The sequence below is a fragment of the Sphingomonas faeni genome (genome assembly GCF_003053745.1).
Taxonomy (GTDB): Bacteria; Pseudomonadota; Alphaproteobacteria; order Sphingomonadales; family Sphingomonadaceae; genus Sphingomonas; species Sphingomonas faeni.
The window spans coordinates 3389-23775 of sequence record NZ_QAYE01000011.1; the positions used below are offsets into that span (position 1 = coordinate 3389).

The 20387-nt window shown below is 56.8% G+C and carries 20 protein-coding genes and 1 tRNA gene; 15 read left to right on the plus strand and 6 right to left on the minus strand.

Features of this window, described 5'->3' with window-relative positions:
* Positions 1-197 (minus strand): hypothetical protein (locus tag C8J25_RS20955; protein WP_208622632.1); only part of this gene is annotated, 197 nt, incomplete at its 3' end.
* Positions 198-347: 150 nt separating this feature from the next.
* Between C8J25_RS20955 and C8J25_RS17720 the strand changes: the two genes are divergently transcribed.
* The 7 genes from C8J25_RS17720 to C8J25_RS17755 all read left to right on the plus strand — a co-directional run bounded on the left by C8J25_RS17720 (position 348) and on the right by C8J25_RS17755 (position 6759).
* Entirely contained in the window at positions 348-956 is a 609-nt protein-coding gene (locus C8J25_RS17720) for a hypothetical protein (RefSeq protein WP_107955698.1), read from the plus strand.
* Positions 957-1661: 705 nt separating this feature from the next.
* Positions 1662-2594 (plus strand): pepsin/retropepsin-like aspartic protease family protein, encoded by a 933-nt coding sequence (locus tag C8J25_RS17730; protein WP_146173373.1) that lies wholly within the window; start codon positions 1662-1664, stop codon positions 2592-2594.
* A gap of 230 nt (positions 2595-2824) precedes the next feature.
* Positions 2825-3028 carry a hypothetical protein gene (locus C8J25_RS17735; RefSeq protein WP_146173374.1) on the plus strand — a complete coding sequence of 68 codons (204 nt, stop codon included), beginning with the start codon at positions 2825-2827 and terminating at the stop codon, positions 3026-3028.
* 20 nt (positions 3029-3048) lie between these two features.
* Complete coding sequence (locus tag C8J25_RS20365; RefSeq protein ID WP_146173375.1) at positions 3049-3312, plus strand: hypothetical protein; 264 nt, start codon at positions 3049-3051, stop codon at positions 3310-3312.
* Positions 3313-3743: 431 nt separating this feature from the next.
* The gene (locus tag C8J25_RS21405; RefSeq protein WP_425275482.1) at positions 3744-4736 is read left to right on the plus strand and encodes a serine hydrolase domain-containing protein; all 993 of its coding nucleotides are present in this window, start codon (positions 3744-3746) and stop codon (positions 4734-4736) included.
* A gap of 218 nt (positions 4737-4954) precedes the next feature.
* A complete protein-coding gene (locus tag C8J25_RS17750; protein ID WP_107955704.1) occupies positions 4955-5545 on the plus strand; it encodes a recombinase family protein in 591 nt (196 codons plus the stop codon).
* Positions 5546-5916: 371 nt separating this feature from the next.
* On the plus strand, positions 5917-6759 hold the full coding sequence (locus tag C8J25_RS17755; RefSeq protein ID WP_167397748.1) for an alpha/beta fold hydrolase: 843 nt from the start codon (positions 5917-5919) through the stop codon (positions 6757-6759).
* Between the two features lie 179 nt (positions 6760-6938).
* Here C8J25_RS17755 and C8J25_RS17760 read toward each other — a convergent pair whose 3' ends face one another.
* The 3 genes from C8J25_RS17760 to C8J25_RS20370 all read right to left on the minus strand — a co-directional run bounded on the left by C8J25_RS17760 (position 6939) and on the right by C8J25_RS20370 (position 8873).
* Positions 6939-7178, minus strand: a complete 240-nt coding sequence (locus tag C8J25_RS17760; protein ID WP_107955706.1) for a hypothetical protein — start codon at positions 7176-7178, stop codon at positions 6939-6941.
* Between the two features lies 1 nt (position 7179).
* Entirely contained in the window at positions 7180-7503 is a 324-nt protein-coding gene (locus tag C8J25_RS17765) for an immunity 53 family protein (protein WP_107955707.1), read from the minus strand.
* 794 nt (positions 7504-8297) lie between these two features.
* Positions 8298-8873 (minus strand): hypothetical protein, encoded by a 576-nt coding sequence (locus C8J25_RS20370; RefSeq protein ID WP_146173376.1) that lies wholly within the window; start codon positions 8871-8873, stop codon positions 8298-8300.
* 34 nt (positions 8874-8907) lie between these two features.
* On the opposite strand from C8J25_RS20370, the gene C8J25_RS20375 reads away from it, so the two are divergent.
* Positions 8908-9279 carry a hypothetical protein gene (locus C8J25_RS20375; protein ID WP_146173377.1) on the plus strand — a complete coding sequence of 124 codons (372 nt, stop codon included), beginning with the start codon at positions 8908-8910 and terminating at the stop codon, positions 9277-9279.
* A gap of 496 nt (positions 9280-9775) precedes the next feature.
* Here C8J25_RS20375 and C8J25_RS17770 read toward each other — a convergent pair whose 3' ends face one another.
* Positions 9776-10018: a DUF6894 family protein gene (locus C8J25_RS17770; protein WP_107955708.1), complete on the minus strand. Its 243-nt coding sequence runs from the start codon at positions 10016-10018 to the stop codon at positions 9776-9778.
* Positions 10019-11100: 1082 nt separating this feature from the next.
* Between C8J25_RS17770 and C8J25_RS17780 the strand changes: the two genes are divergently transcribed.
* The 4 genes from C8J25_RS17780 to C8J25_RS17785 all read left to right on the plus strand — a co-directional run bounded on the left by C8J25_RS17780 (position 11101) and on the right by C8J25_RS17785 (position 14461).
* Positions 11101-11176, plus strand: a tRNA-Val gene (locus C8J25_RS17780).
* A gap of 1840 nt (positions 11177-13016) precedes the next feature.
* Positions 13017-13262: a hypothetical protein gene (locus tag C8J25_RS20960; protein ID WP_208622633.1), complete on the plus strand. Its 246-nt coding sequence runs from the start codon at positions 13017-13019 to the stop codon at positions 13260-13262.
* A gap of 375 nt (positions 13263-13637) precedes the next feature.
* Entirely contained in the window at positions 13638-13835 is a 198-nt protein-coding gene (locus C8J25_RS20380) for a hypothetical protein (RefSeq protein WP_146173378.1), read from the plus strand.
* A 353-nt stretch (positions 13836-14188) separates the two neighbouring features.
* Positions 14189-14461, plus strand: a complete 273-nt coding sequence (locus C8J25_RS17785; protein ID WP_107955709.1) for a hypothetical protein — start codon at positions 14189-14191, stop codon at positions 14459-14461.
* 1350 nt (positions 14462-15811) lie between these two features.
* Here the strand turns inward: C8J25_RS17785 and C8J25_RS17790 are convergent.
* Positions 15812-16783 (minus strand): GGDEF domain-containing protein, encoded by a 972-nt coding sequence (locus C8J25_RS17790; protein WP_107955710.1) that lies wholly within the window; start codon positions 16781-16783, stop codon positions 15812-15814.
* A 528-nt stretch (positions 16784-17311) separates the two neighbouring features.
* Between C8J25_RS17790 and C8J25_RS17795 the strand changes: the two genes are divergently transcribed.
* The 3 genes from C8J25_RS17795 to C8J25_RS17805 all read left to right on the plus strand — a co-directional run bounded on the left by C8J25_RS17795 (position 17312) and on the right by C8J25_RS17805 (position 20202).
* Positions 17312-18076, plus strand: a complete 765-nt coding sequence (locus tag C8J25_RS17795; protein ID WP_107955711.1) for a Crp/Fnr family transcriptional regulator — start codon at positions 17312-17314, stop codon at positions 18074-18076.
* A gap of 72 nt (positions 18077-18148) precedes the next feature.
* Positions 18149-19138 carry a GGDEF domain-containing protein gene (locus tag C8J25_RS17800; protein WP_146173379.1) on the plus strand — a complete coding sequence of 330 codons (990 nt, stop codon included), beginning with the start codon at positions 18149-18151 and terminating at the stop codon, positions 19136-19138.
* 596 nt (positions 19139-19734) lie between these two features.
* Entirely contained in the window at positions 19735-20202 is a 468-nt protein-coding gene (locus tag C8J25_RS17805) for a Ros/MucR family transcriptional regulator (protein ID WP_244187199.1), read from the plus strand.
* Positions 20203-20387 lie beyond the last annotated feature (185 nt).

Genomic DNA, 20387 nt, shown 5'->3' on the forward strand with positions numbered 1-20387 from the left:
CCTGCCTTCGAGCGCGAAGGATAGCGATCAAGCATTTCAGTCGGCATGATGACAGGAATGTAACGCAGGAGAAGCTCAACAGCGGCGAAGCGAGAGTCTCTCAATTGATGATTCAATAAAGGTTCGATTACACGTCGCACCGCCTCGCTCGCTTGATCGGCTGGTCCGTAAATCTCGCTCGACGCCCAAAATTCCACGACCGACTCCTGCAAAGCTTCCTTACCTTGTGGAAATACCCGGATGTACGCAATTGGGCGTTCCGGTATGATCCGGCTTTCTCGCGAGGGATGCTTAACTGGGAATCACCGCTTGGCAGCGGTCGCCGCATGCGGCGATAGGATGCTGTCATGATCGTCGTCGTCGAAGGTATCAGCGCGAGCGGTAAAAGCACCTGGTGCGCCCGGCATGGCGGTTCGCATGTCGTTCCAGAGAACGGCAGACTTGCCGCAGCGCCAGATCGTGTCGCCGATCCAGCAGGGGCGGCTGCATTCTGGGCTGAGCGCAATATCGATCGATGGCAGGCGGCCTTGGCTGTGGAGCATTCAACGGGCCACGCGCTATGCGATACCGACCCGCTCAAGCTGCATTATGTCTGGTGCCTATGGCGGATCGGCGAGGCGTCCGAACGCGACTGGTCGCTCGAACTCGCCGCAACTCGCCAAACGATCGCCGATGGCCGGATCGGTTTCGCTGATCGCTATCTCGTCGCAGATACCGATGTAGAGGCGGCACGGCGACAGGCGATTGCCGATCCAAGGCGGCGCAGGCGCAATTTCGATATTCATGCGCGGCTGCGTCCCGCGCTGCTCGAATGGTACGCGGCGCTCGACGTGGTGCTGCCCGGGCGCGTCCAGTTTGGTCTGCCAGCGAATCTGTCTGTCGGGAGGACAGCCGGGCAACGCTATGACATTGCCACCTTCGATGAGATAATCGCACGCCTGCCACAGTCAAAATAATTCACGGCGCCGCACGATAGCCGACTTTCCCAAAAGGATCGATTCCGGGAACGCCCGCGCTGTCTCGCCTGCCGTTCGGTTTTGGGAAGGAGAGAGCGACGGCGCATACCGACAGACAATGCTGACGCCTTGTTACTCGGCTCCCGCCGTTGCATCATCCTTCAATGATGACGTTTGGCTTTTCTACGCTACTCGACCTTTTGAGTTGGATCGTAGCCGTAACGCTGGGTACGAAAGTTCTGGCAACGATCATACTGCTCAACTTCGACAAGAGCGTCTGGGATCGGCCAGGGTGGGGGGCGATCCTTTGGTGGTCTACCAAGATTACACCGATAATCGCAGTACCTTGCGTCATTTGCATCGCGTGGTTGCAAGGCATGACCGATCAGATTTGGATTTTTGTAGGATTGATGGTGTTTGTAATGGTCGCGGTGCCGTGGAAAATCCGCCAGCGCCGAGCGCGGATAACCGATCGGGCAACCATTAAATCAAGCTCGTAGTATCAAACCATTGGAATGCTCACCGCCGCTGAACAGTCCCAAAATTCGATCGAATTTTGGGACTGGCTACGATTTCTCAAATTGCGAAGGCGGCTGCGGTTGTGGACAGATTACCGATCAGGACGTCTCGTAAAAGCGCGCTATCGGGCTATTGCTCGTTAACTGGCGGTCGCCAACGCCGACCGCCATGCCGAGGAAAAGTCTGATGCTCACCAAATCGCGCACGCTGCTTACCCTTGTGATGATTGCGTTGCCGCTTAGCGCGTCAGCAGCGCCCCCGGCGGTGACCTCGCCGAGATTGACCTTGGCCCAAGGTGCCGCCAGCCTTAACGGCAAGCGTCAGTGCGTCGCCTTCTCCTGGCTCGCGAACGACAAGGGGTCTCCACGCGGTGGCATCAGCGTACCGGTACGCATCAACGGCCGGTCCATTCCTCTGCAACTCGACACCGGCGCCAACGTGACCAGCCTCTACGGCGCTTTCCCGATCAAAGCCGGATGGGCAGCAAAAGGTAGCGAGACGTTCCGCGCCAAAGCCTTCGAGCTTGCCGGTGCGACGCTCGACCGGCCTGAAGTCTATGTTAACCCCGACATGGAGGAGGATGCTAGCTTGCGCGGGACGCTCGGGCTGCCGGCGCTGATGGGCCGGGTCGCCGTTATCGATTACCCGGGCCAGCGCTTTTGTCTGTTTGCCGAGGGCGACCTGCCCGCGCCGCTGCAAAAGGCAACGTTCGTCCGTGCAATGCTCCGTAACGCCAAGTTCCATGTGCCGATCAGGACCGGTGCGTTTACGAGCGACACAATCGTATTCGATACCGGGTCAAGCGAGATGCCACTCCACGTCGACCTCGCTGCTTGGAAGCGCATTACCGGGCGCACGACCACTGCCGCTGCACCCTCTACGATTCAAGGAACAGCTTGGGGCAAGCCTTTCACACTCGCCGGCGCTCCTGCCGCGTCGCCTGTGACAATGGGAGATTTGCCGCTCGGAGCGATCACTGTCTTTACTAACCCGGATGCCCCGAAAAGTTTTGCAGATTGGCCAGTCCCGACCGATGGAGTGCTTGGCAACGCGCCTCTATGGGACGGAATTGTGATCCTCGATCTAACCGCTCGCGTCCGATTTGGCGTGATTAGGTGAGCGCCGGCGATACCAGTCGACTTATCTAGTTTTCCCGAAAGCATCCCTCGCGAGAATGCCGGCTCGGGCAAGAACGCCCAAAAGTTGCCGTCAAGAACCGGGAAGCGCTTGCCCAAAAGCAGTAGTTCGTTCAGCGTCTTCGCATGACGGATCGAGACCCATTCGATGCCTTGATGCACGAGGTTTGCGTCGAGCGTGGTTGGTGCGGATCGGTCCTCGATGAACGCCGAATGCACGTTACCGATTTCCTACCGGCGAATGGAAGCGTAACAGCCGACCAATTCGTCGGCTGGCTATTCGCGGCCGATGGTGTCGATCCGAACGACGACCTTCCCAAATGGCAGCCGCATATTGATGCGTTACGAGACTCGTTCATTCGCCACATGGGCAGCCCCTCCGTTAATGTTGAGCGTCTTGGGTGGCTCGACAGTTAACGATCAAAAAGGATCGAAGCGTGGATGTATCGGTAGGATCAGCCAACGAATGGGATCGGCTAATTGCCGAAGGCGATCTTGACAGGAAAATTGGCTTTATCGTGAGCGATGAAAGTGCAGGCGATTTTTGCGTATCGTTGTTCAACTTGTTGGACGAAGAAGGCGCGTTTTCCAAAGCACGAGAAGATTTCGCGTATTACCGCAATCAGCCGTTTCGGACTGTCCGATTGGACGATCTTATAAAAGCGCTTTGCGATGCTCGGGACCGCCTCGTCCGCTTGTAAACCCAATTTCACACCGCGACAGCAACGATCGCTTTCCCGAAGGTCGCACCCGAAAGCAGCCAGTCCGCTTTCCTTCCCATTCCCGTCATTCGCTTACGCCCAAACCCGGACATTCCGACAAGCAATGAGGGTTTCCGATAACGGTCATTCGTTAAGCGCCCCCGTTTCTGGCTGTCCGTCTCCAAAAGTCCATTTCAAGAAGACGAATTGGGGACGAATTTTGGGAAAGGAGACGCCCCGGACGGCTTTCGGTGCGATCGTCCGAGCAACTGTCCCGCGATAGATTTGTCGCGAGCAGCAAGAGTTAGTCATATCGCATGTTAATTCCGTGCTTTAATAATCCGCATTAACTCCGGCTTCGATAGGGCAAAAGGCAATTGAGAAGACGTAGCTTTCTCGTAGGTGCAGCGGGGGTCGCTTTGTCAGGCGCGGTGCGTGGGGCAGGCGCCACGCCCAGTGGAGCCGTGGGCGTGACATGCTCGGAAGCTGGCGTGTCGGGAATTATCTCACAGGGCGAAGATGGTGCAGTTCTCGACCCGTCGTTCCGCTGGCACATCGGCTCCAATACAAAGGCGATGACGGCCGCATTATACGCTCGCATGGTTGATGTCGGGCGGTGTCGATGGGGCGCAAGCGTAGCTAGTCTCTTTCCGGCAATCGCATCGCATCCGGCATGGGCCGACATACGTGTCGAGGAACTATTGAGTCATTCAGCAGGGTTAACCGACACTTTCGTTGATGGCCGGTGGTTGGATGCGCGGCGCGCCGATGGGAAACCTGCTCGTGAACAACGGCGCGATTTGGTCAAGCGCATCCTTAGCGGTGCTCCGCCGGAAAGGCGGGGTGTCTACCGCTACGGCAATCTGAACTACGTATTGGTGGGTGCGGCTGTTGAGGAGACGGCCAACGTTAGTTGGGAGGAGGCGATGCAGGCCGAAGTCTTCGCAACATTGCGTATTGCCGAAGCGGGTTTTGGGCCCCCCCCACGAACGGGACCGTGGGGGCGGGAAGCTAAAGGTAGCATATTAAAACCCATTGACCCGTCTCTTGGTGAGGCCGACAATCCGTCGGTGCTATGGCCATCCGGCGGCGTGCACATAAGCGCCTCGGGTTACGCGCAATTTCTGGCGAATTACTTAGGTGACCGACCGCCTCTTTTTCGTTCAACGACCCTAAACCATTTACTTACCCCAGCCGCGCCGGACTTAAGTTATGCTGGAGGCTGGAGCCTTGACGGACCACCCGAGTCTCTGGCCAGTAGACTAAGTCACGATGGGTCGAACACCCTATGGTTTGCGAGCGCGGTTATCGACCGGAAATTCGGTCGTGGGTACGCGGCGCTTACGAATTGCGGCGGCGAACGCGGAGGTGCAATCACAACGCGCATCCTCGAGCGCATCTCTCTCAGATCGCCAAGCACCTAACGGCCCCCTTTCTCCTGTGACTCGCGCACGCGCAGCTAGCGCCAGCAGTGCGGCGCGCTGCCGCTCGGTCATTGGAATGCGTGCGGGCATGTTTGATCCTTCAAAAACCTCTTGCCTTTTACTCGCTTAATGAAAGAGGATTGTGAAAGGCGGAAGGCGGCGGAAACCCGTCACTCCTGTTTCTGCCTCCGGATACGGCCGTTTGTGAAAGACGCAGGATGACCCGCGAACCCTATCTTATCGGCTATGCCCGTGTGTCGAAGGGCGACGACCAATCGAATACGGCCCAGCGACGCGCTCTCGATGCGGCCGGCTGCAAGCGGGTGTTCGAAGAAACCGCCAGCGGCGGGCGGTGGGATCGACCGAAACTTCTGGAGATGATCGGCCAGTTGCGGGACGGCGACGTGGTGGTTGTCTGGAAGCTGGACCGGTTGTCGCGCAGCCTGAAGGACATGCTGCACATCATGGAGCGGATCGAAATTGCAGGCGCGGGCTTCCGCTCGTTAACCGAAGCGATCGACACCACCACGGCCGCGGGGCGCATGATGATGCAGATGGTCGGCAGCTTTGCAGAGTTCGAGCGCGCCATGATCCGCGAGCGCACCAGCGCCGGTCTTGCCCAGGCCCGTGCGGAGGGGAGGATCGGCGGGCGCCGGCGCAAGCTTGCCGACAAACAGCGTCGCGAGATCGCCGAGTCTGTGGTTTCCGGCCGCAAATCCGGCGCTGAGATGGCAAGGCTCTACGGCGTCAGCGAACCCACTGTCTCGCGCATCGTCGCTGCATACCGTCAGCAAGCCGTTCAGCCATGAGGCGCGGCCATGACGTGTCCGGCGTCTTGAAGGTCGCCTCCTGGCCCAGACGGATGGGCCGCGCAGTCGCTTTGCTGCTCCTTGCAAGCGCAGTCGGGGCAATTGCGCAGGATAGTCCACCTCGACCGCCCGATTTCGTCGCTCCTTCGCCGCTGCCCGACGCCCCGGCATCCGTCACGGCAGCGACAAAGCTACCGGTTGGTTATCTTGATGAGATAGGAAGGCGGCTCGGCCTCAATCCTTGCGATTATAGTGTCTCACGTACTGCCGGCAGACCGGTCAACGCTGTCGCGCTGGTCGAGGCGCCTGGGGCCGGCTGCGTGGTATGGGACAGCGCATCTGCGGTCGGGATTCACAGCTTTCTCGGGTCAATGAACGTTGACGGCAATCGCATCCCCGTAATCGGCTACGCAAAGAGGCTATCCGCGCCGATCACACCGCCTGTGCTGGTTCTCGACCTTGTTGGAGGGCCGGCCGGTGACATATCCCCCGGTTTGAACGACTCTATCCAAGAAGCCTTAGTTCAACGTGGTGCGATAGTAGTGAAGCCCGCTTATTCGGGTACGAGGCATCGATCGAGCTACCCCGCCCCAGATCTTGATCACGCCGTAAGAGAAATCGTCGAGATCGTCGCGAAGCTGCGCCGAGCAAGTCCGCACTCCAAGCTTATTGTAATGGGCGAGAGCTTGGGCGGGTACATCGCTGCAAAGGCAATTTTCGGGAAAGACACTATTAGTGTGAATGGATTAGCGCTGATCGTCCCATTAGTTTATAGCCCAGACCACGCAGTTCAGAATTTTAGGCGTCTCGCTCGCACTTCCGGGCAACAATTTACTCCTCTTTGGATACGTCCGGGCCGCTCATCTACAGCCGCGGGGCCGGTCAAGGACTCGCCCCACCAGCCTGTTGGCAAGTATACGGCGGTTTCGAGTATGGACCTGTTCGAGGCATATTTCCCGGCCGAAGCTCGTACAAAAAGCCTGCTTACCTACCTGACCGGAAAAAACCTCACGCCAACGCTGATCGCTTATGGCGCGACCGATCAACGTGTCGGCATCGAGGTTCTTCAGACCGCACCGTCGCTTCCCAGCAATGTCCACCTTCTCAAGCTCGACCGCAGCGGACACGCGATCGATGCTGCCGCTGCCGAGCGTGTGGCAACCATGATGTGGTCGACTTTCTCACTAGTCGGTCACGAGGGGCGGAGCAAATAAATGTCCGGGTCGGGAAGGAAAGCCGACCGTCCGCTTTGGAGGCCACACCCCAAGAAATCGGCCACTGAACGGGTATTCTAGATGCATCAATATTTTGTATCGCTGGGCCCCTGGGTTTCCTGCTGTTTTGCGTTGATGCGAAATCCGTGAGTTTTGCATCAGATGGCTGGGCCCGGCGGCTAACCGCCGCCCTCGCTCGCAGGCGTTAGCCGTTCCTTCGCATGAAAGATCAGCCATTCGACTAGAGGCAGCGGCAGGTCGGCGCGGTAGCCGGTGAACGTCATTCTATTGTCGCGGTCGCTATAGAACACCTCGGCGAGGACCGCTTTCGCAGCGTCCTCAACCTCTAAATACATGCCGTCGCGCTGGATATCGCTGCCGACTGTGATTGCGTAGCTCTGTCCCAAAATCTCGACCATGTTAGATTTGCTCAGCCCATCGGCGAAAAACACCTATGGCTGCTGACAAGTCGAGCGGACCGCAAGAGGCCTCGAATGCGCTACCTTGCACGGACGCCACCCACCAACTTCCCGTGCGTCGCCACTCCTCCAAGTCGCCGCTCGGCTCACCGTGCATCACGCGCTCAAAGGCTTGGCCGTCTAGCGCGGTGTCGGTTAGGTCGATCTTTAGCGTCCAGCCGGGATTATCGAGTGTGTCGATCTTCACACCGTAAGAGTGCTCCCAATCGTCGTCACATTGAGTCAGATACCATTGGGCCAACCAGCTGAAATTGTCGTCGCTCATAGGGCATCATCGACCAGCTAAGTTGCATCCGCAATCGGGTTGAGCCGTGCCTCGATTGATGCAAAACTTTCGATTTTTGCATCAACGAATGTCCGGGATGGGAAGGAAGCGGACCGGCTGATTCGAAAGGCTGCCCTAGCAAAGCAGACATTGCGGCAATCGTGTTTGCGATCCATCATACCCAATATGAAGCTTCGCTTAGCTCTCGTCCTAACAGTCCTGATGATTCCGGCGCTGTCGACGGCAGCCCCCACAAACCTTTCCAAAATCGACGTCTGTCGCGTTGCAGCAAACCCGACCGTATGGATCGGAAAACAACTACGCGTAGAAGGATTTATTATCGATCTTAGTAGCCATGGCGTCGTCATGGCAAGCAGCCGTAAATGTAAGACCCGTGGGCAGGTTCAATTATATGTCCAGTCTGTCTTTCGTACAACTGCGTGGAATAACGTATTCACTGCAACCGCCGGTCCCAGAAAAGCCGTCTTGATTGGCACGTTAACTTGGCAGGGAGGCGGACGGTCTCCAGCACTTGAGGTTTCCCGGGTCGAGAGTATTTCCGCAAGAGATGCGCATTGGGACGAGCTTTCATAGCCCGCTAAACGATAGGATGAAGAATATGCCCACGAATCTTTAACGTCTGAGGTTGGGCAGCATAAGAGGAATGGCTGGAATGGGAAGGAAAGCGGAACGGCAGCTTTCGGGAAGGCGGGTGGCAATAGCCGACATTGCGGGGCTGTCACTTTCTCGAAAAGGATCCAATTTCGGGAATGTCTGGGTTGGGAGGAAAGCGGTCATACCTTCATGGATTTTGCCGTAGTTGCCACCGCTGCGAGCAAATGTTCAAATTCCTCGATTTCAACAGGTGAGACGCCAAACTTCGTCAATAAGGAAGATGTGGTTCGTATGCCGCCTACGTACGCATCCACTTGGTCACCGAACTCTCCGCTGACGAATGTTTCATAATGGAGTTGCGGGGAGCAATCTAAAACTCGCTGTTTGATTCGTGCCTTCGAGCGCGAAGGATAGCGATCAAGCATTTCAGTCGGCATGATGACAGGAATGTAACGCAGGAGAAGCTCAACAGCGGCGAAGCGAGAGTTTCTCAATTGATGATTCAATAAGGGTTCGATTACACGTCGCACCGCCTCGCTCGCTTGATCGGCTGGTCCGTAAATCTCGCTCGACGCCCAAAATTCCACGACCGACTCCTGCAAAGCTTCCTCACCTTGTAGAAAACCGCGGATGTCCACAATTGGGCGTTCCGGTACGATCCGACTTTCTCGCGAGGGATCGAATTTCGGAATGTCCGGATTGGGAAGGTAAGTAGTCTGGCAGCTTTCGGGCGAGCAGGAGGTAATAACAGACATTGGCATGATTTGACGAAGCGGCTTAACACCGGGAATGGCAAAATCCGCAAACCAACCTCCCCGAAGTTTGGGCCTCGGTGGCGACGGCGACGAGATTGCCGCTATTGCGGAAGTCGAACGGCAGTTCGCAGTGAAGCTGGATTACACCGGATCGGCGCACTGGGTCACAGTTGGCGACGTTTACGCAGCACTCCAAACGGCGTTGCCACTTGATCACGGGGCTTCGCGCAATGTGTGGCCCATGTTCGCAAAAGCTATTTCTCAAGGAACTGGCGTCGATGGCAACGCGGTCACCCCAGACACCCTGCTGCTTGGTGAAGGGCGGTTCGATCGACGGGTCGCGATTGGTGTTGCTTGCATAGCTGGTGTTGCGTTTGCGGTGGCTCGCCATTGGTGGCCAGGGTAGATGAGGCGGCTTCGATGGGCGATTTACATGTTGGCGGCTATTCTCGGCATCGCTGGTGCGGCTTTGGGACTGAGCAAAGGGGTCACGCTATTGATAATCGGATCCGTTGTGGTTCCGATCGAGCTTTTCTTGCACCCTCGCCCAGACTGAACAAACGATCGCTTTGGGCATCGATTAGACACAGCCTTAATGGCTGACTCTGGGCGAGAGCGGAATGGGCAGCGAATCGGAGTGGGGAGGATTAAGGCAATTAAATGGCATATAGCCGGTTGTTGCCGCTAGGTAATTTAAGTCCGTATTAACATAGGATATATAATTGGTTTTGAATTTTGTTATTCTTTCAGAATGAAGCCCAGTAAGGTTCAAGCCTACTTCGAACGAATCTTAGCCCGGCCGCTAACCTTGGTTGAGCTTGAAGCTATGAACGGTGCCAGGGCTTCAGCTGAGGGAAAACGTGACGCGGTAAAAGCCATGCGATCGGCAATAAATTCCGCGATTAGCTACCAGATACGCGAATTAAATCCTTGAATTGCAGCTGCTCCAAGACGTCCCGATTCTGGTCCAATATCTCGATCGACGTCGATAGGCACAACTTGCCGAGTAAGATATCAGCTGCCATCATTTCGCGGGCGCCAGCGACTGCCATTTGCCGAGCGACCTCCAGTCCCGAAGCAAGAAATCCGTCATCGTCTGTGATCCGGAGACCGTGTTCGATCAGGTTTACGAAATAGCGCTGCATCGCCCGGTTATGTCGAAACGCCAACGGGCGGTCATTTACCCGTGATATTACGCCGCATCGCAACCTGTGTAAGGCTACCCATACGATGTCGGTTAGCCATCGAGCGCAGACTCTCAGAAACTCCGTATGCGATTCGTACCGATCAAGTTGAACGAAGGGTAACTATCGGGCGACCTGCATCGACATGCGAACGGCCGAAGGTGGGCGTTCCTGTCGAACTTCTGGCCTGGGAGCACTACCGTGAATCTGTGTCCGAATAATGCACAGAAGCCAAAAAGGGGAATGCCCGCCCATTCGCCAGACAACGCTTTCAGGACGAGCGGTAGCGCCAGATCTTGATCGCGCCTTGCAATACCGACGAGCGTCTCTGCTCTCACGACGTCGTTTTTGTCGTTCGCGGCCGATAGCAATGCCTCGCGAATTTCTGGTGTATCTGCGCCCTCCGACGCAAGAAGCATCGTCGCCCAATCGCGGTTAGATGGGTCATCGTCCACGTCATTGTGATGAGTTGCCGCATGTCGCGTCAGCAAAGTCCGAGCCTGAAAGCGGCACTTCATCGGCGACTACCGCCTTCAAAAAGTCGGAAACGGGCTCATAACGGTCGGTCATCGACTCAGCACATCACTAACGACGAACGGCAGCTAACCTCTTCTTCCGGCCATTCCGCTTATCGCCCATTCGTAGCCATTAGGCTTCGGTGTGCGCATTCCAGATTGCGGGCATCACTCGGCACGCTACGATCAGTGCAGCACGACAGCCGGATAAGTCCGCATCGCTAGATGGTTCCGGTTTCGGCACTGGACGGTGATGGTAGCTTATTGCCTATCTGTTCCCAAAGCCGCCGTTCGGCTTTCAAGGCATATGGCCAACATGTCGACTATTCGACATGTTAGAAAGTCGACGTCAAGCACTTTGGTTTAGTGGGCACTCGTAGGTTTGTGGAAAACACCTTAACCGTGCCGAATGTCAGGGAGCGGCACGTTCAATCACGTGATCGCGCATCACTGCGAATTGTATGACCGCCAAACCCTTTTAGCTTGCCCGCGTCGCCGGGGTTTGGCATCGGAGATCCACCCGAGAGGGGGCGATTAGCTCAGTTGGTAGAGCGTCTCGTTTACACCGAGAATGTCGGCGGTTCGAGCCCGTCATCGCCCACCACCCATTCCTGGCCTTATCAACACGCTAGCGACATTGGCGAGGTAGCGTTCGCGTGTTTAGGCAGGACCTAGGCGTCCTTGCTGATTTAGGAGCCTCATGGCCCGTTTGGTTTCGACGAATGCGTGGTCGAAAGCCTCATGGCACGTTTGGCCCCGACGAGCGCGTGGATCGCGGTTTCTAGGTCGCAAGGCCGAGCGCTTTTATATAGGCTTGATCGTCTGTCGCCTGATTTTGCGGCACGCTGGCAGATGCTGGGGGGCTTCCGACCACAGCGGTGGGCGGGCTAGGGGGCCCAGACGACGAACCGGCTAGAATCTCTTGCCAGTTCATGAGCTCCGCATTTTCTGCACGAGTCACGAGATCCAGAGCGCCAAGACGTGCGAGCAACTGCAGTTCGAGGAACGTCAGGGTAGCGCCGGTGCCGTTCTTCAGTGCGCGCCGATACTTGTGCGCTATCGTCGAGGCGGTTGTCTGGCTGGACGCCGGACCGACGGACGCTTGCGGCGTACCGACCTCTGGACTTCCCGAGTGTTTTAGCGGTCGCGTTTTCATACCAGTTCCTCTGCGCCTCAGCAGGTGCACCCTTCTACGGGACACTGAACGAAAGTGAAGGTTACGTATTCGACTGCTTCGCCTGAGCACGGGTGTCGGTGAGCGGCGTGTCAACACAGGTAGGAATCCTTCTGGAACGTCGATCACCACCTTCGTTGCTGGTGCGCCGATGTCCGTACTGCTTTCCAAGCTGCAGTCACCGGACTGCGCTTGCGGCGCTGACACCGAACCGCCGCCTGCCGACGCGATACACCACTCTCTATTGCCGCAACTACCCTGTCCGAAGATCCACCGACAATGCCCGCGCCATGCATCCCGGCCTCCAGCACCGGCATGGGGGCTGCATCAGAAAACCGCGGCGACAGGAATTCCCTTATGATTCAGCCCGGCGAGAAACCGCTCTAGTGACGCGGAGGCATCGCTCAAGCGCCGCACGCTGGCCCTTCACCGGCATAATCCGGTGGGTAGTGCTCCAGCGAGTCCTCCGATTGCTTACAGAGCGACCGCGAACTGGCGGGGGGCGTGAGAGTGCTTAGCCCCGCAGCGGTACGAACCGAGGGGTAACCGTTGCCAACTCGCTATACCGCTCTGCCTCAGGCCCCGACCTCTTGCCCGTCTTCGTCCGGATGAAGCGCGTAAGCCAAGCTACAGGCTAGCGCACAAAAAAGGGCGACCGAAGTCGCCCGAAGGTACGCTGTCGAAAGGGGGCTAACGACGTGCAGATAATAGGTTAGGTTGGCTGTCCAATCAAGGCGTCTTCGCTAGGTTTCAAACTCGGACTTCTTCGTCTGGTACAAGGCGTGCAGGTCGTAGTTGCTGTGCCGCCGGCATTTGTCGGGGAAGGGCGCGTTTTGGAACATCAGTAATCGGGTTAGGGTCGGTACCCGCTCAGAACCGGATCCGGATACAGGCTCCGTTCTCGTTCATCATCTGGAGGACCGCGATCGATCGACGCTGAGTTAATCGTCGCCCATGAACCAGATGCGTATCCGGCGACTGGTCTTCACCCCGAGAAACGACATGGCGAAAATCAGGAGGGACGCCGCCCAACACGCGAGGCTGCCGAAGATTACCGTGTGCACACAAAACGCCTTAGCCGCTCGACCTCACCAGCAGTGAAGCCGATTTGGTGTCTGCCTGACAAGTGGCAATGTCAGCCCAACTGCTGGAGAGCGGGCAAACTAAGCGATCAGCGCCATAGCTGATCAGCCGGGATTTTTGGTCACGCAACGAACGTGTTGGTCGATTCAACGATTGTGGTCACGGACTTTATGTTCGCGACCCTCATATGATCAGCATACTCAATAAGCACCGGGAGATGGATGGCGCTGTCCTGCTCTTGCAGTTATTCGGTCATAACCTCCACGATTACCTTCCGCGCGTGCTGATACGCTGCCCGAACATTGGAAAGATCCCACCTTTCCTTGTCCGCGGTCGTCTTAACGTCATTCAAGACGTTAAAGATGAATTTAACCATCCGGCATACCGGCAAAATGTTGTTCTTGATCGAAAACATCCATCAAAAATCAATTAGGTCATGCACGTCGATAGATGTCACGGCCACTGCGGGACCTGGCGCGGACGGGGCCCAAGCGTTTCACCGATCCGCGCTAGAGGGTGTGATATCCCGCTACTCCCCTGCCCTGTTGCCTAATCTTCAGGCTACACGGAGATAGTGCTCGAAAGCGGTTGGTTCAGAACTGCCGATCGTAGCCGCGCTTATGGCCGATGCTCTGGCTGCAATGCCCGAGGGCGATCGGTCGTTCGCAGCGGGCTTTCGTCCCCGCGCGGCCTCCGAATGCCTGCGTGACATCAAGTCTTCTTATGGGACAGATGTAAGGAAGCAATCCTCGCCGGACGTGACGTGAAGCCTATACGCGGTACGGAATCTGCTGATTTGGGGCGTTGCATGTTTGAGTTCCTGGCGATCGTTCCTGCGGTGGCGGCGATGTCGATCGGCGCACGGTCAATCTCAAAATCGCGCGCACGTCGACAAAGGTCCGAACGCCGCCAGCAGCGCCACAAGCGAGAAGCAGGTATTTGGTGGGCAACGATGTGGCTGTCGAAGGACAAGCGTCGGAAAAAGCTCACATACCGGCAGGACTGAAGACTGGGGTGGCCAACGCGATGAAAATACTGTGTGCGCTTATTGGCCATCGCCAGCGGAAGGCCAAAATCTGGCACGACACCGCGGATTGGCGAGCCGAGTGCTCAAGGTGCGGCATCGCAATGATACGGGATCACCGCACTAGAAAATGGCGTTCGTTTCGGGTGAGCGATGCGTCTTCCAACTGCAAGGGTGCTCCTCTTTCGGGCACCGGGCGTAATGGGGATCGACCCAAATAGGGCGGGTGATATGAACCGGGAGACATTATTGACGGATGCGTGTACCTGACCTTCTATCGGCTTTGAGTAGCCGATTTACAGGCGCGTAGGCGCCGCTTTCAAGGGTCGAGAAACATGTTCAAAAAGATCATTCTTGGAGCGGCGATCGCTAGCCAGGCGTTTATTGGTGCGGCGTATGCAGCTCCGGCACGTCCACAAGCCGTCAGCTTTGACAGCGTAAAGATGGTTGGTGCTGCGGGATCGCCGACGCGCATTGGGGCTTCGGTGAAACGGAAGAACGACATTGCCGGTGCGCCATTCCTTCTGCCGCTGCTTGGCGTTGTTGCCCTGGTGGCAGTGGTTGCGGTCGTTGCTAGCGGTGGCGACGACGACTCCAGCCCTAACTGATCGGCTGACACGTCCTCGTTTCGTGCGAGGCTGCCAAATTTAAAGGCGAGGCATTCGAACGAGTGCTTCGCCTTTGTCGTATGCTATCGGCGATCGGCCTTTGGCAGTTGCTAACGATGGCGCCCGTTTTGGTTCGACGGAGAGCCCGAGACCATTACCGAACGATTTGGTGCGTAATGGCTTGCCGACAAGCCGGTGGATAACCGGTTCGATCCCAAGGAACTGCGCCCGTTCGGTCGAGCCTATGTCTTGCGGAACAAGTGTGAGCGCCGCGGGCTCGACGCGATGGAATGGGACGTCTTGGCGGGGCAAGCGAAGCAGGCGGGACGCAAAGTTACACAGACTAACGTGCGTCACTCTCTATCTGCTGCAAGGGCGCTTACCCGTCACCGACCCGGTCAACAGGCGATCCCGCTGACAGAGTTCTGCAAATAGGCACGCGAGCCAACCGACCTCGGCAAGATGATTTGAGTTGTTTCTTCGGAAGCGAACATAAGCCAGAAAGGCGGTAGCCCCGAAGTCGGGTGAATCCGTTGGGAGTCGTAATGCAGGGTACATTCAGCGGGTCTGAACAGGCGCGCGACGACGGGATCGCGGCGGGTAAAGAGCCATCGGGAAGCCTGGACCACTGTCCATACGACGAATATGAAGACCCGATATTACGGGCAATTTGGCAAAATGCCTTTGTTACCTCGCGTCTCTACGGAGAGCCTTGATCGATTAGACCTGCTCAATTTAGAACAGGCCTTTTTGATCGAAACACCTCAATCTGCGTCAACATTACGGTCATAATGGTTGTGTTTCGGTCGCTGTGAAATACGGGCTCCGCATTTGTTTAATGACCGGATTCTAGGATGTTATACCCCCAGCGATACGCGACTACGAAGTGCTTGCTACTGCAGAATTAGAGGCTGCCGCTCGTTCGACCTCAATGGAAGAGCGCTGCTGCCATCTCGATCAGGCCGGGATATATGCAGCACTGGGCGAACATACCCGGGGTATGCGCTAAATGATCGTTAGGCAAAGCAGGTTTTGGCGGCGGAGGAGCCCTCCAGCGCAATGAGGATTTCTGACGTTTCCAAGCTCGCTTGCACCCCGGTTCACAGATGCCGATACCTTGGCGGAAACCGCCCACACCCGGACGTTCAGGCCGGCCCCGGGCATGTCCCGAAACCTGCCATGTGTTCATGTTGGTCGGACAGGAGTTCAAGCAAGAGTCTAAGCATCGGGAACGGCCATATGTCGTGAACGGAGCCGCTCTTAACGCAGGCTTCCTATGTTATTTCCCGGCAGACGCGGCAGGCCCGCTCACGCTCAATGTCATCCGCAAATTGACATTCAGCTCGGAGGTCAGTGCAGGACAGTTGGGACTGGAATAAGGTTCACCATGCCGCTGTGTGTCCGAGCTGTGGCGCGGGCCGTCCATTCGTCGCCTTCCCGCGCGTCGAGAGTACGAATCCAGATGGCGCCGCCCTCGTTTTTGGCCTGATACATCAATTGATCGGCAACTCCGACCTGAGCTTTGTCGACACCGGTTTTACTAAGGTTCAACACCAGGGCGCCCATGCTGCAGCCCAGCGCGAACGGCGTCTGCATGCAGTTCATCTGCAAATGCAGTGTCTTGGCGCGACGGTAGCCTTCAGCTTCTGTATCGACCGGCAAGAACAACAGGAATTCGTCGCCACCGATCCGGGCGAACACGTCGCTAGATCGAATCAAATCACGGACCCCGTTCGCGAAGGCCCGAAGTGCTTCGTCCCCCGCGGCATGGCCGTCTCGGTCGTTGATCTGCTTGAAGCCATCGAGGTCGACATAGGCGAGTACGCCCCAAGCCCCATGCCTCGCGGCCGCACCGGCGTTGTCAAAGAAGGCCTGCTCGTTGACGAGCCCGGTCAGGGGATCGCTGCGTGCGCGATTCCATTCGCGATCGTGCGAGCGGCGCGTGCCGGACATCAGTACGATGATGATCGTCACCGCCAAGATCCGCATGGCCATGTTCCAAGCAATCGCAGTTTGACCGAGCGGATAAGCCTCCAATCCGTTCGCAGCGAGCGATACCGCCACGCAGGCGGCGCTGGTCAACGCGGCCTCGCGCCACCCTAAGGTCCAGGCGGGAATGCAGACGATTAGCAGGTAGATCGGGCCGAACCACAGGGCATTCCCGGTCGCGCTATCGGCGAACCCGACGACAACAACGGCTGCGGCCGTCAGGGTGCCTGCCTGGACGCGAGAGAGCGCGGTCGTCCAAGCAATTAGTGCGTCCAGCCAGCCATGCCAAAGCCGAGCGGGTGGCAGCGCATGAGAAGACGAAGGAATATTCATTTTGCCACCGTAACGACATATAATTAAGCTTGTATTACGGTCGCTCTGTTACCTCGGATCGAGGTGAGAAAGTTGCTTTGACATAGCCCAAAATGGCAGCTTCTTCGTTCGGTGCGCTAGCGCTCAAGGACCGAAATTTAGGGCGCGTAGCGGAAGTCCCAAGGCGCGACAGCGAATATCCGCTTACTCAACCCGTCGCTTCAAAGCTGTCGTTCCGCTATTCTTCCCAAGGCGGACATTCACGGATCCCGATCAAGTTTCAAGAGCATCTGGGCTTGGAGAGGGGCCTGTCAATATCTGTTACCATAACAAACATATGTTAGTCCGACAACTCAAACATATGTCTTAATATAAAAGGGCAAAACTTTAACTGGCCTGTTAACAAAGACTTGTTCTGATTAATCGAATTATACATATCAATATTTGATTTTGTTAAATCATGATAGGTTGATTTGCCGCAATATTTTTACAACATTGTAGTAAATCGAGAGTGCACGCGATCCCGCCTTGCATTTGGTGGGATCGATCATGAGCATAGCAAACATCAGTCCGCTCGTTCGTATGGCCGACAAACTTGCGCTCCACGCGCCTATTTCGGTGGAAGATCGGGTCAGCCTGCTCGAACTACCGTACGCGTCACGCTTTTTCGAAGCCGGTAGTTATCTGCTTCGAGATGGCGATACGCGTGACCAATGCGGCATGTTGGTTTCGGGTTTCGCCTATCGCCATAAAATTAACGTGGAAGGCCTGCGCCAGATCGTCTCGATCCATATCCCTGGCGAGGTCTACGATTTGCAACAACTGCATCTCGCCACTGCAGACACTAATGTGCAGGCCCTGACACGGTGTGAGATCGCGACGATCCCCCACGAGGCGCTGCGCCGGCTTGCGGCGGAACGCCCTTCGGTCGCACACGCGCTCACTGTGACAACGATCGTCGAGTTATCGATGTCGCGGGAGTGGATGCTTGGTATCGGACGGCGCGACGCACGCACGCGCCTTGCCCATTTGCTATGCGAGTTCGCTTTCAGGCTCGACAAACACGGCCTGCCGCCCGGTCAGGCATACGAACTGCCGATGACGCAGGAGCAACTGGCCGATACCCTTGGTTTGACGGCTGTGCATGTCAACAGGGTCTTGAAAGGTCTCGTGAACGATGGTCTGATTGTCCACAACAGGCGCGGCGTGACTATTCCGGATTGGGCAGTGTTGGTAGCGCAAGGAGGCTTCAATAGCCGATATCTGCACATGAACCCACCGGATGCGATAGTGCGGCCACCTGACCATGCGTAGGAGATTCAGAGTTTCTTGTCGCCAACAGCATTTAGAAAATGTGCTGGTACCGCCAGGTAGATCACGGTGTCCTTGAAAAGCGCGCCGAGCCTCAGCACATCCTCCAATCCTGACCGTCGAAATGCGCCAGCGAAATGGTCTCCACTCGAAGCAGCGCTGCGCAGATCGACCGATCTGAACAAGGCCGTAGCTGCAGTCTGGCTGACCTTGATGTGGAGCGCAGTCCTAGTCGTGGATGATGCGACAGGACCGCATCTTTCTTTGAACGCTGTATATCTGGCGCCTCTGTGTTTTACCGTATGGTGCCTTGGCAGCATTGCCGGTCTCGTATTCGGCCTCATCGTGGTCGCTATAACCCTGCAGCTCAACGGCTTTGGTGATGGCCCTTCCGCACAAGCCTCGACCGTTGCGACGTCGACCGCAGCCTGGAATGTTGGCGTGAGGGTCTTCGGCGTACTGTTCATCATTCTGTTCGTCGGAGCTTTCCGCCGAACGTTTGATCAGGAGCGGGCAAACGCACAGATCGATCCTCTGACGGGGCTAGGCAATCGTCGGGCGTTCAAAAGGGAGTGCGGCAGCCTGGAACTCGCCAGTGCGCGAGATAATCGAATCCTTCTGTGCGGATTGATCGATGTGGACGATTTCAAGGCGATCAACGACCGCTACGGGCACGCCGCGGGAGACGATGTCCTGAGTATCGTGGCAGATGCCCTTCTCTCTGCCGTCCGGCCCTATGACGTGACCGCCCGCCTAGGTGGGGACGAGTTTGCATTCTGCCTTGCCGTTCGAGACGCGGCATCCGCAGAAAGGAAAAGCCGTAAAATCCACGATGCCGTCATGGCTGCGCTCAGTCGGGCAGACTATGGCGCTACCTGCAGTTTGGGAGCGGCGACAGGCGTAGACGTGGCGGAAACACTGCGCGTTGCCGATCAAACATTGTACCGCGCCAAAGACGCCGGAAAGAGCAAATGGGCATTTGAAGTGGGGCCCGCTCAGAAAGGGGTGAGCCTAGGCGCCAGCGCATCGTCAGAACGTGCCCAGAACGCAACGTTCCGTATATAGACTTATTATCGCTGTGACAGACCAACTTTGAACGGCAGACACATTAGATTTGCACTGTCCCGGATTTTAACGGACAGCCAACACCACAGATGTTCATGGTCGGAAGGTTCGACGAGCACGACCAGTGTACTGACGGCACTGTGACATAAGCTCAACGCCGTCTGCATCTCTGCTGTGTCTATCAGCGTATCTGTTGTGGCAACAGACCGGTACACCCCAATGCCCAAAGCAGAGACCTGTACAGTACCTGCTCTCGCGGATGGGGTTCGGTACATTTTTGTCGTGACGCGGCAGGCTGTCGAGACAGCGGCCGGTAGAATTCTCGATGACCTCGAGTTTCATGCATGGGCCGTTGAGAACGATGAACGCCTCCGGACAATAGGTGATCATGTTCGACCAAAGCCTACCGCTAAGGGGGCTCGCGTCTATATCAAAATTCACCACGTCACCTGAATGCGTTGAGGGCATCCGGATCCGCTATCAGCAAAGCAGCAACAGTGCCTAGACCATTGAAAGCGATCCATATCGAATCTACTTGCGGACTCCCTTGACGAAGAAATGAGATTTTGATGAGCGATGATATCAGCGCAGTTTAACTGGCTGCCGAACTGACCGCCGCATGGCTGGCAAATCCAAACACCCGAACCAGCGCGGATGACGTCCCTGCGTTCTTGATTTCGATGCATGCAGCGGTAGCGCAATTGTCGGGCACAGCGGCGCCGACACCAGCCGAAGAGCCGACGCAAACCTTCGAGCCTGCTGTTACGGCGCGCAAATCGCTTTCGTCGCCTGATCACATCATATCGATGATCGATGGTAAGCCATACAAGACGCTACGTCGCCATCTCTCGACCAATGGGCTGACCCCTAAAGAATACCGCACGCGTTACAACCTCAAGTCTGATTATCCGATGGTAGCACCGTCTTACTCGGAAGCGCGTCGGACCATGGCGAAATTCATCGGCTTGGGGCGCAAGCCTGGCCAGACCGTGCAAAAGCCCGCTGACGAGGCTTCCAAGACAGCGCGGAAGCCGCGTGCCCCCAAGGTTGCCGAAGAGGCTTGAACCCAAACAAGGGGAGGCGCGATCGCCTCCCCTTTCTGAAATTATGGTAGAACCCGGCTAGCGGCTCTCGGGAGGGTGACGTCGCCAAGCGGACGGTTGGTCACGCAGGGTCATTGGCCGCCTTTGCCATGTTCCCTTGCCACATTGCGACCGGAATACTCGACGTAAAAACGTTTGGCGCGTTC

Coding starts and splice junctions, on each gene's coding strand:
- C8J25_RS17720 (WP_107955698.1), top strand. CDS start 348: ATGATCGTCGTCGTCGAAGGTATCAGCGCGAGCGGTAAAAGCACCTGG.
- C8J25_RS17730 (WP_146173373.1), top strand. CDS start 1,662: ATGCTCACCAAATCGCGCACGCTGCTTACCCTTGTGATGATTGCGTTG.
- C8J25_RS17735 (WP_146173374.1), top strand. CDS start 2,825: ATGCACGTTACCGATTTCCTACCGGCGAATGGAAGCGTAACAGCCGAC.
- C8J25_RS17750 (WP_107955704.1), top strand. CDS start 4,955: ATGACCCGCGAACCCTATCTTATCGGCTATGCCCGTGTGTCGAAGGGC.
- C8J25_RS17755 (WP_167397748.1), top strand. CDS start 5,917: ATGAACGTTGACGGCAATCGCATCCCCGTAATCGGCTACGCAAAGAGG.
- C8J25_RS17760 (WP_107955706.1), bottom strand. CDS start 7,178: ATGGTCGAGATTTTGGGACAGAGCTACGCAATCACAGTCGGCAGCGAT.
- C8J25_RS17765 (WP_107955707.1), bottom strand. CDS start 7,503: ATGAGCGACGACAATTTCAGCTGGTTGGCCCAATGGTATCTGACTCAA.
- C8J25_RS20370 (WP_146173376.1), bottom strand. CDS start 8,873: ATGTCTGTTATTACCTCCTGCTCGCCCGAAAGCTGCCAGACTACTTAC.
- C8J25_RS20375 (WP_146173377.1), top strand. CDS start 8,908: ATGGCAAAATCCGCAAACCAACCTCCCCGAAGTTTGGGCCTCGGTGGC.
- C8J25_RS17770 (WP_107955708.1), bottom strand. CDS start 10,018: ATGCAGCGCTATTTCGTAAACCTGATCGAACACGGTCTCCGGATCACA.
- C8J25_RS20960 (WP_208622633.1), top strand. CDS start 13,017: ATGATCAGCATACTCAATAAGCACCGGGAGATGGATGGCGCTGTCCTG.
- C8J25_RS20380 (WP_146173378.1), top strand. CDS start 13,638: ATGTTTGAGTTCCTGGCGATCGTTCCTGCGGTGGCGGCGATGTCGATC.
- C8J25_RS17785 (WP_107955709.1), top strand. CDS start 14,189: ATGTTCAAAAAGATCATTCTTGGAGCGGCGATCGCTAGCCAGGCGTTT.
- C8J25_RS17790 (WP_107955710.1), bottom strand. CDS start 16,783: ATGAATATTCCTTCGTCTTCTCATGCGCTGCCACCCGCTCGGCTTTGG.
- C8J25_RS17795 (WP_107955711.1), top strand. CDS start 17,312: ATGAGCATAGCAAACATCAGTCCGCTCGTTCGTATGGCCGACAAACTT.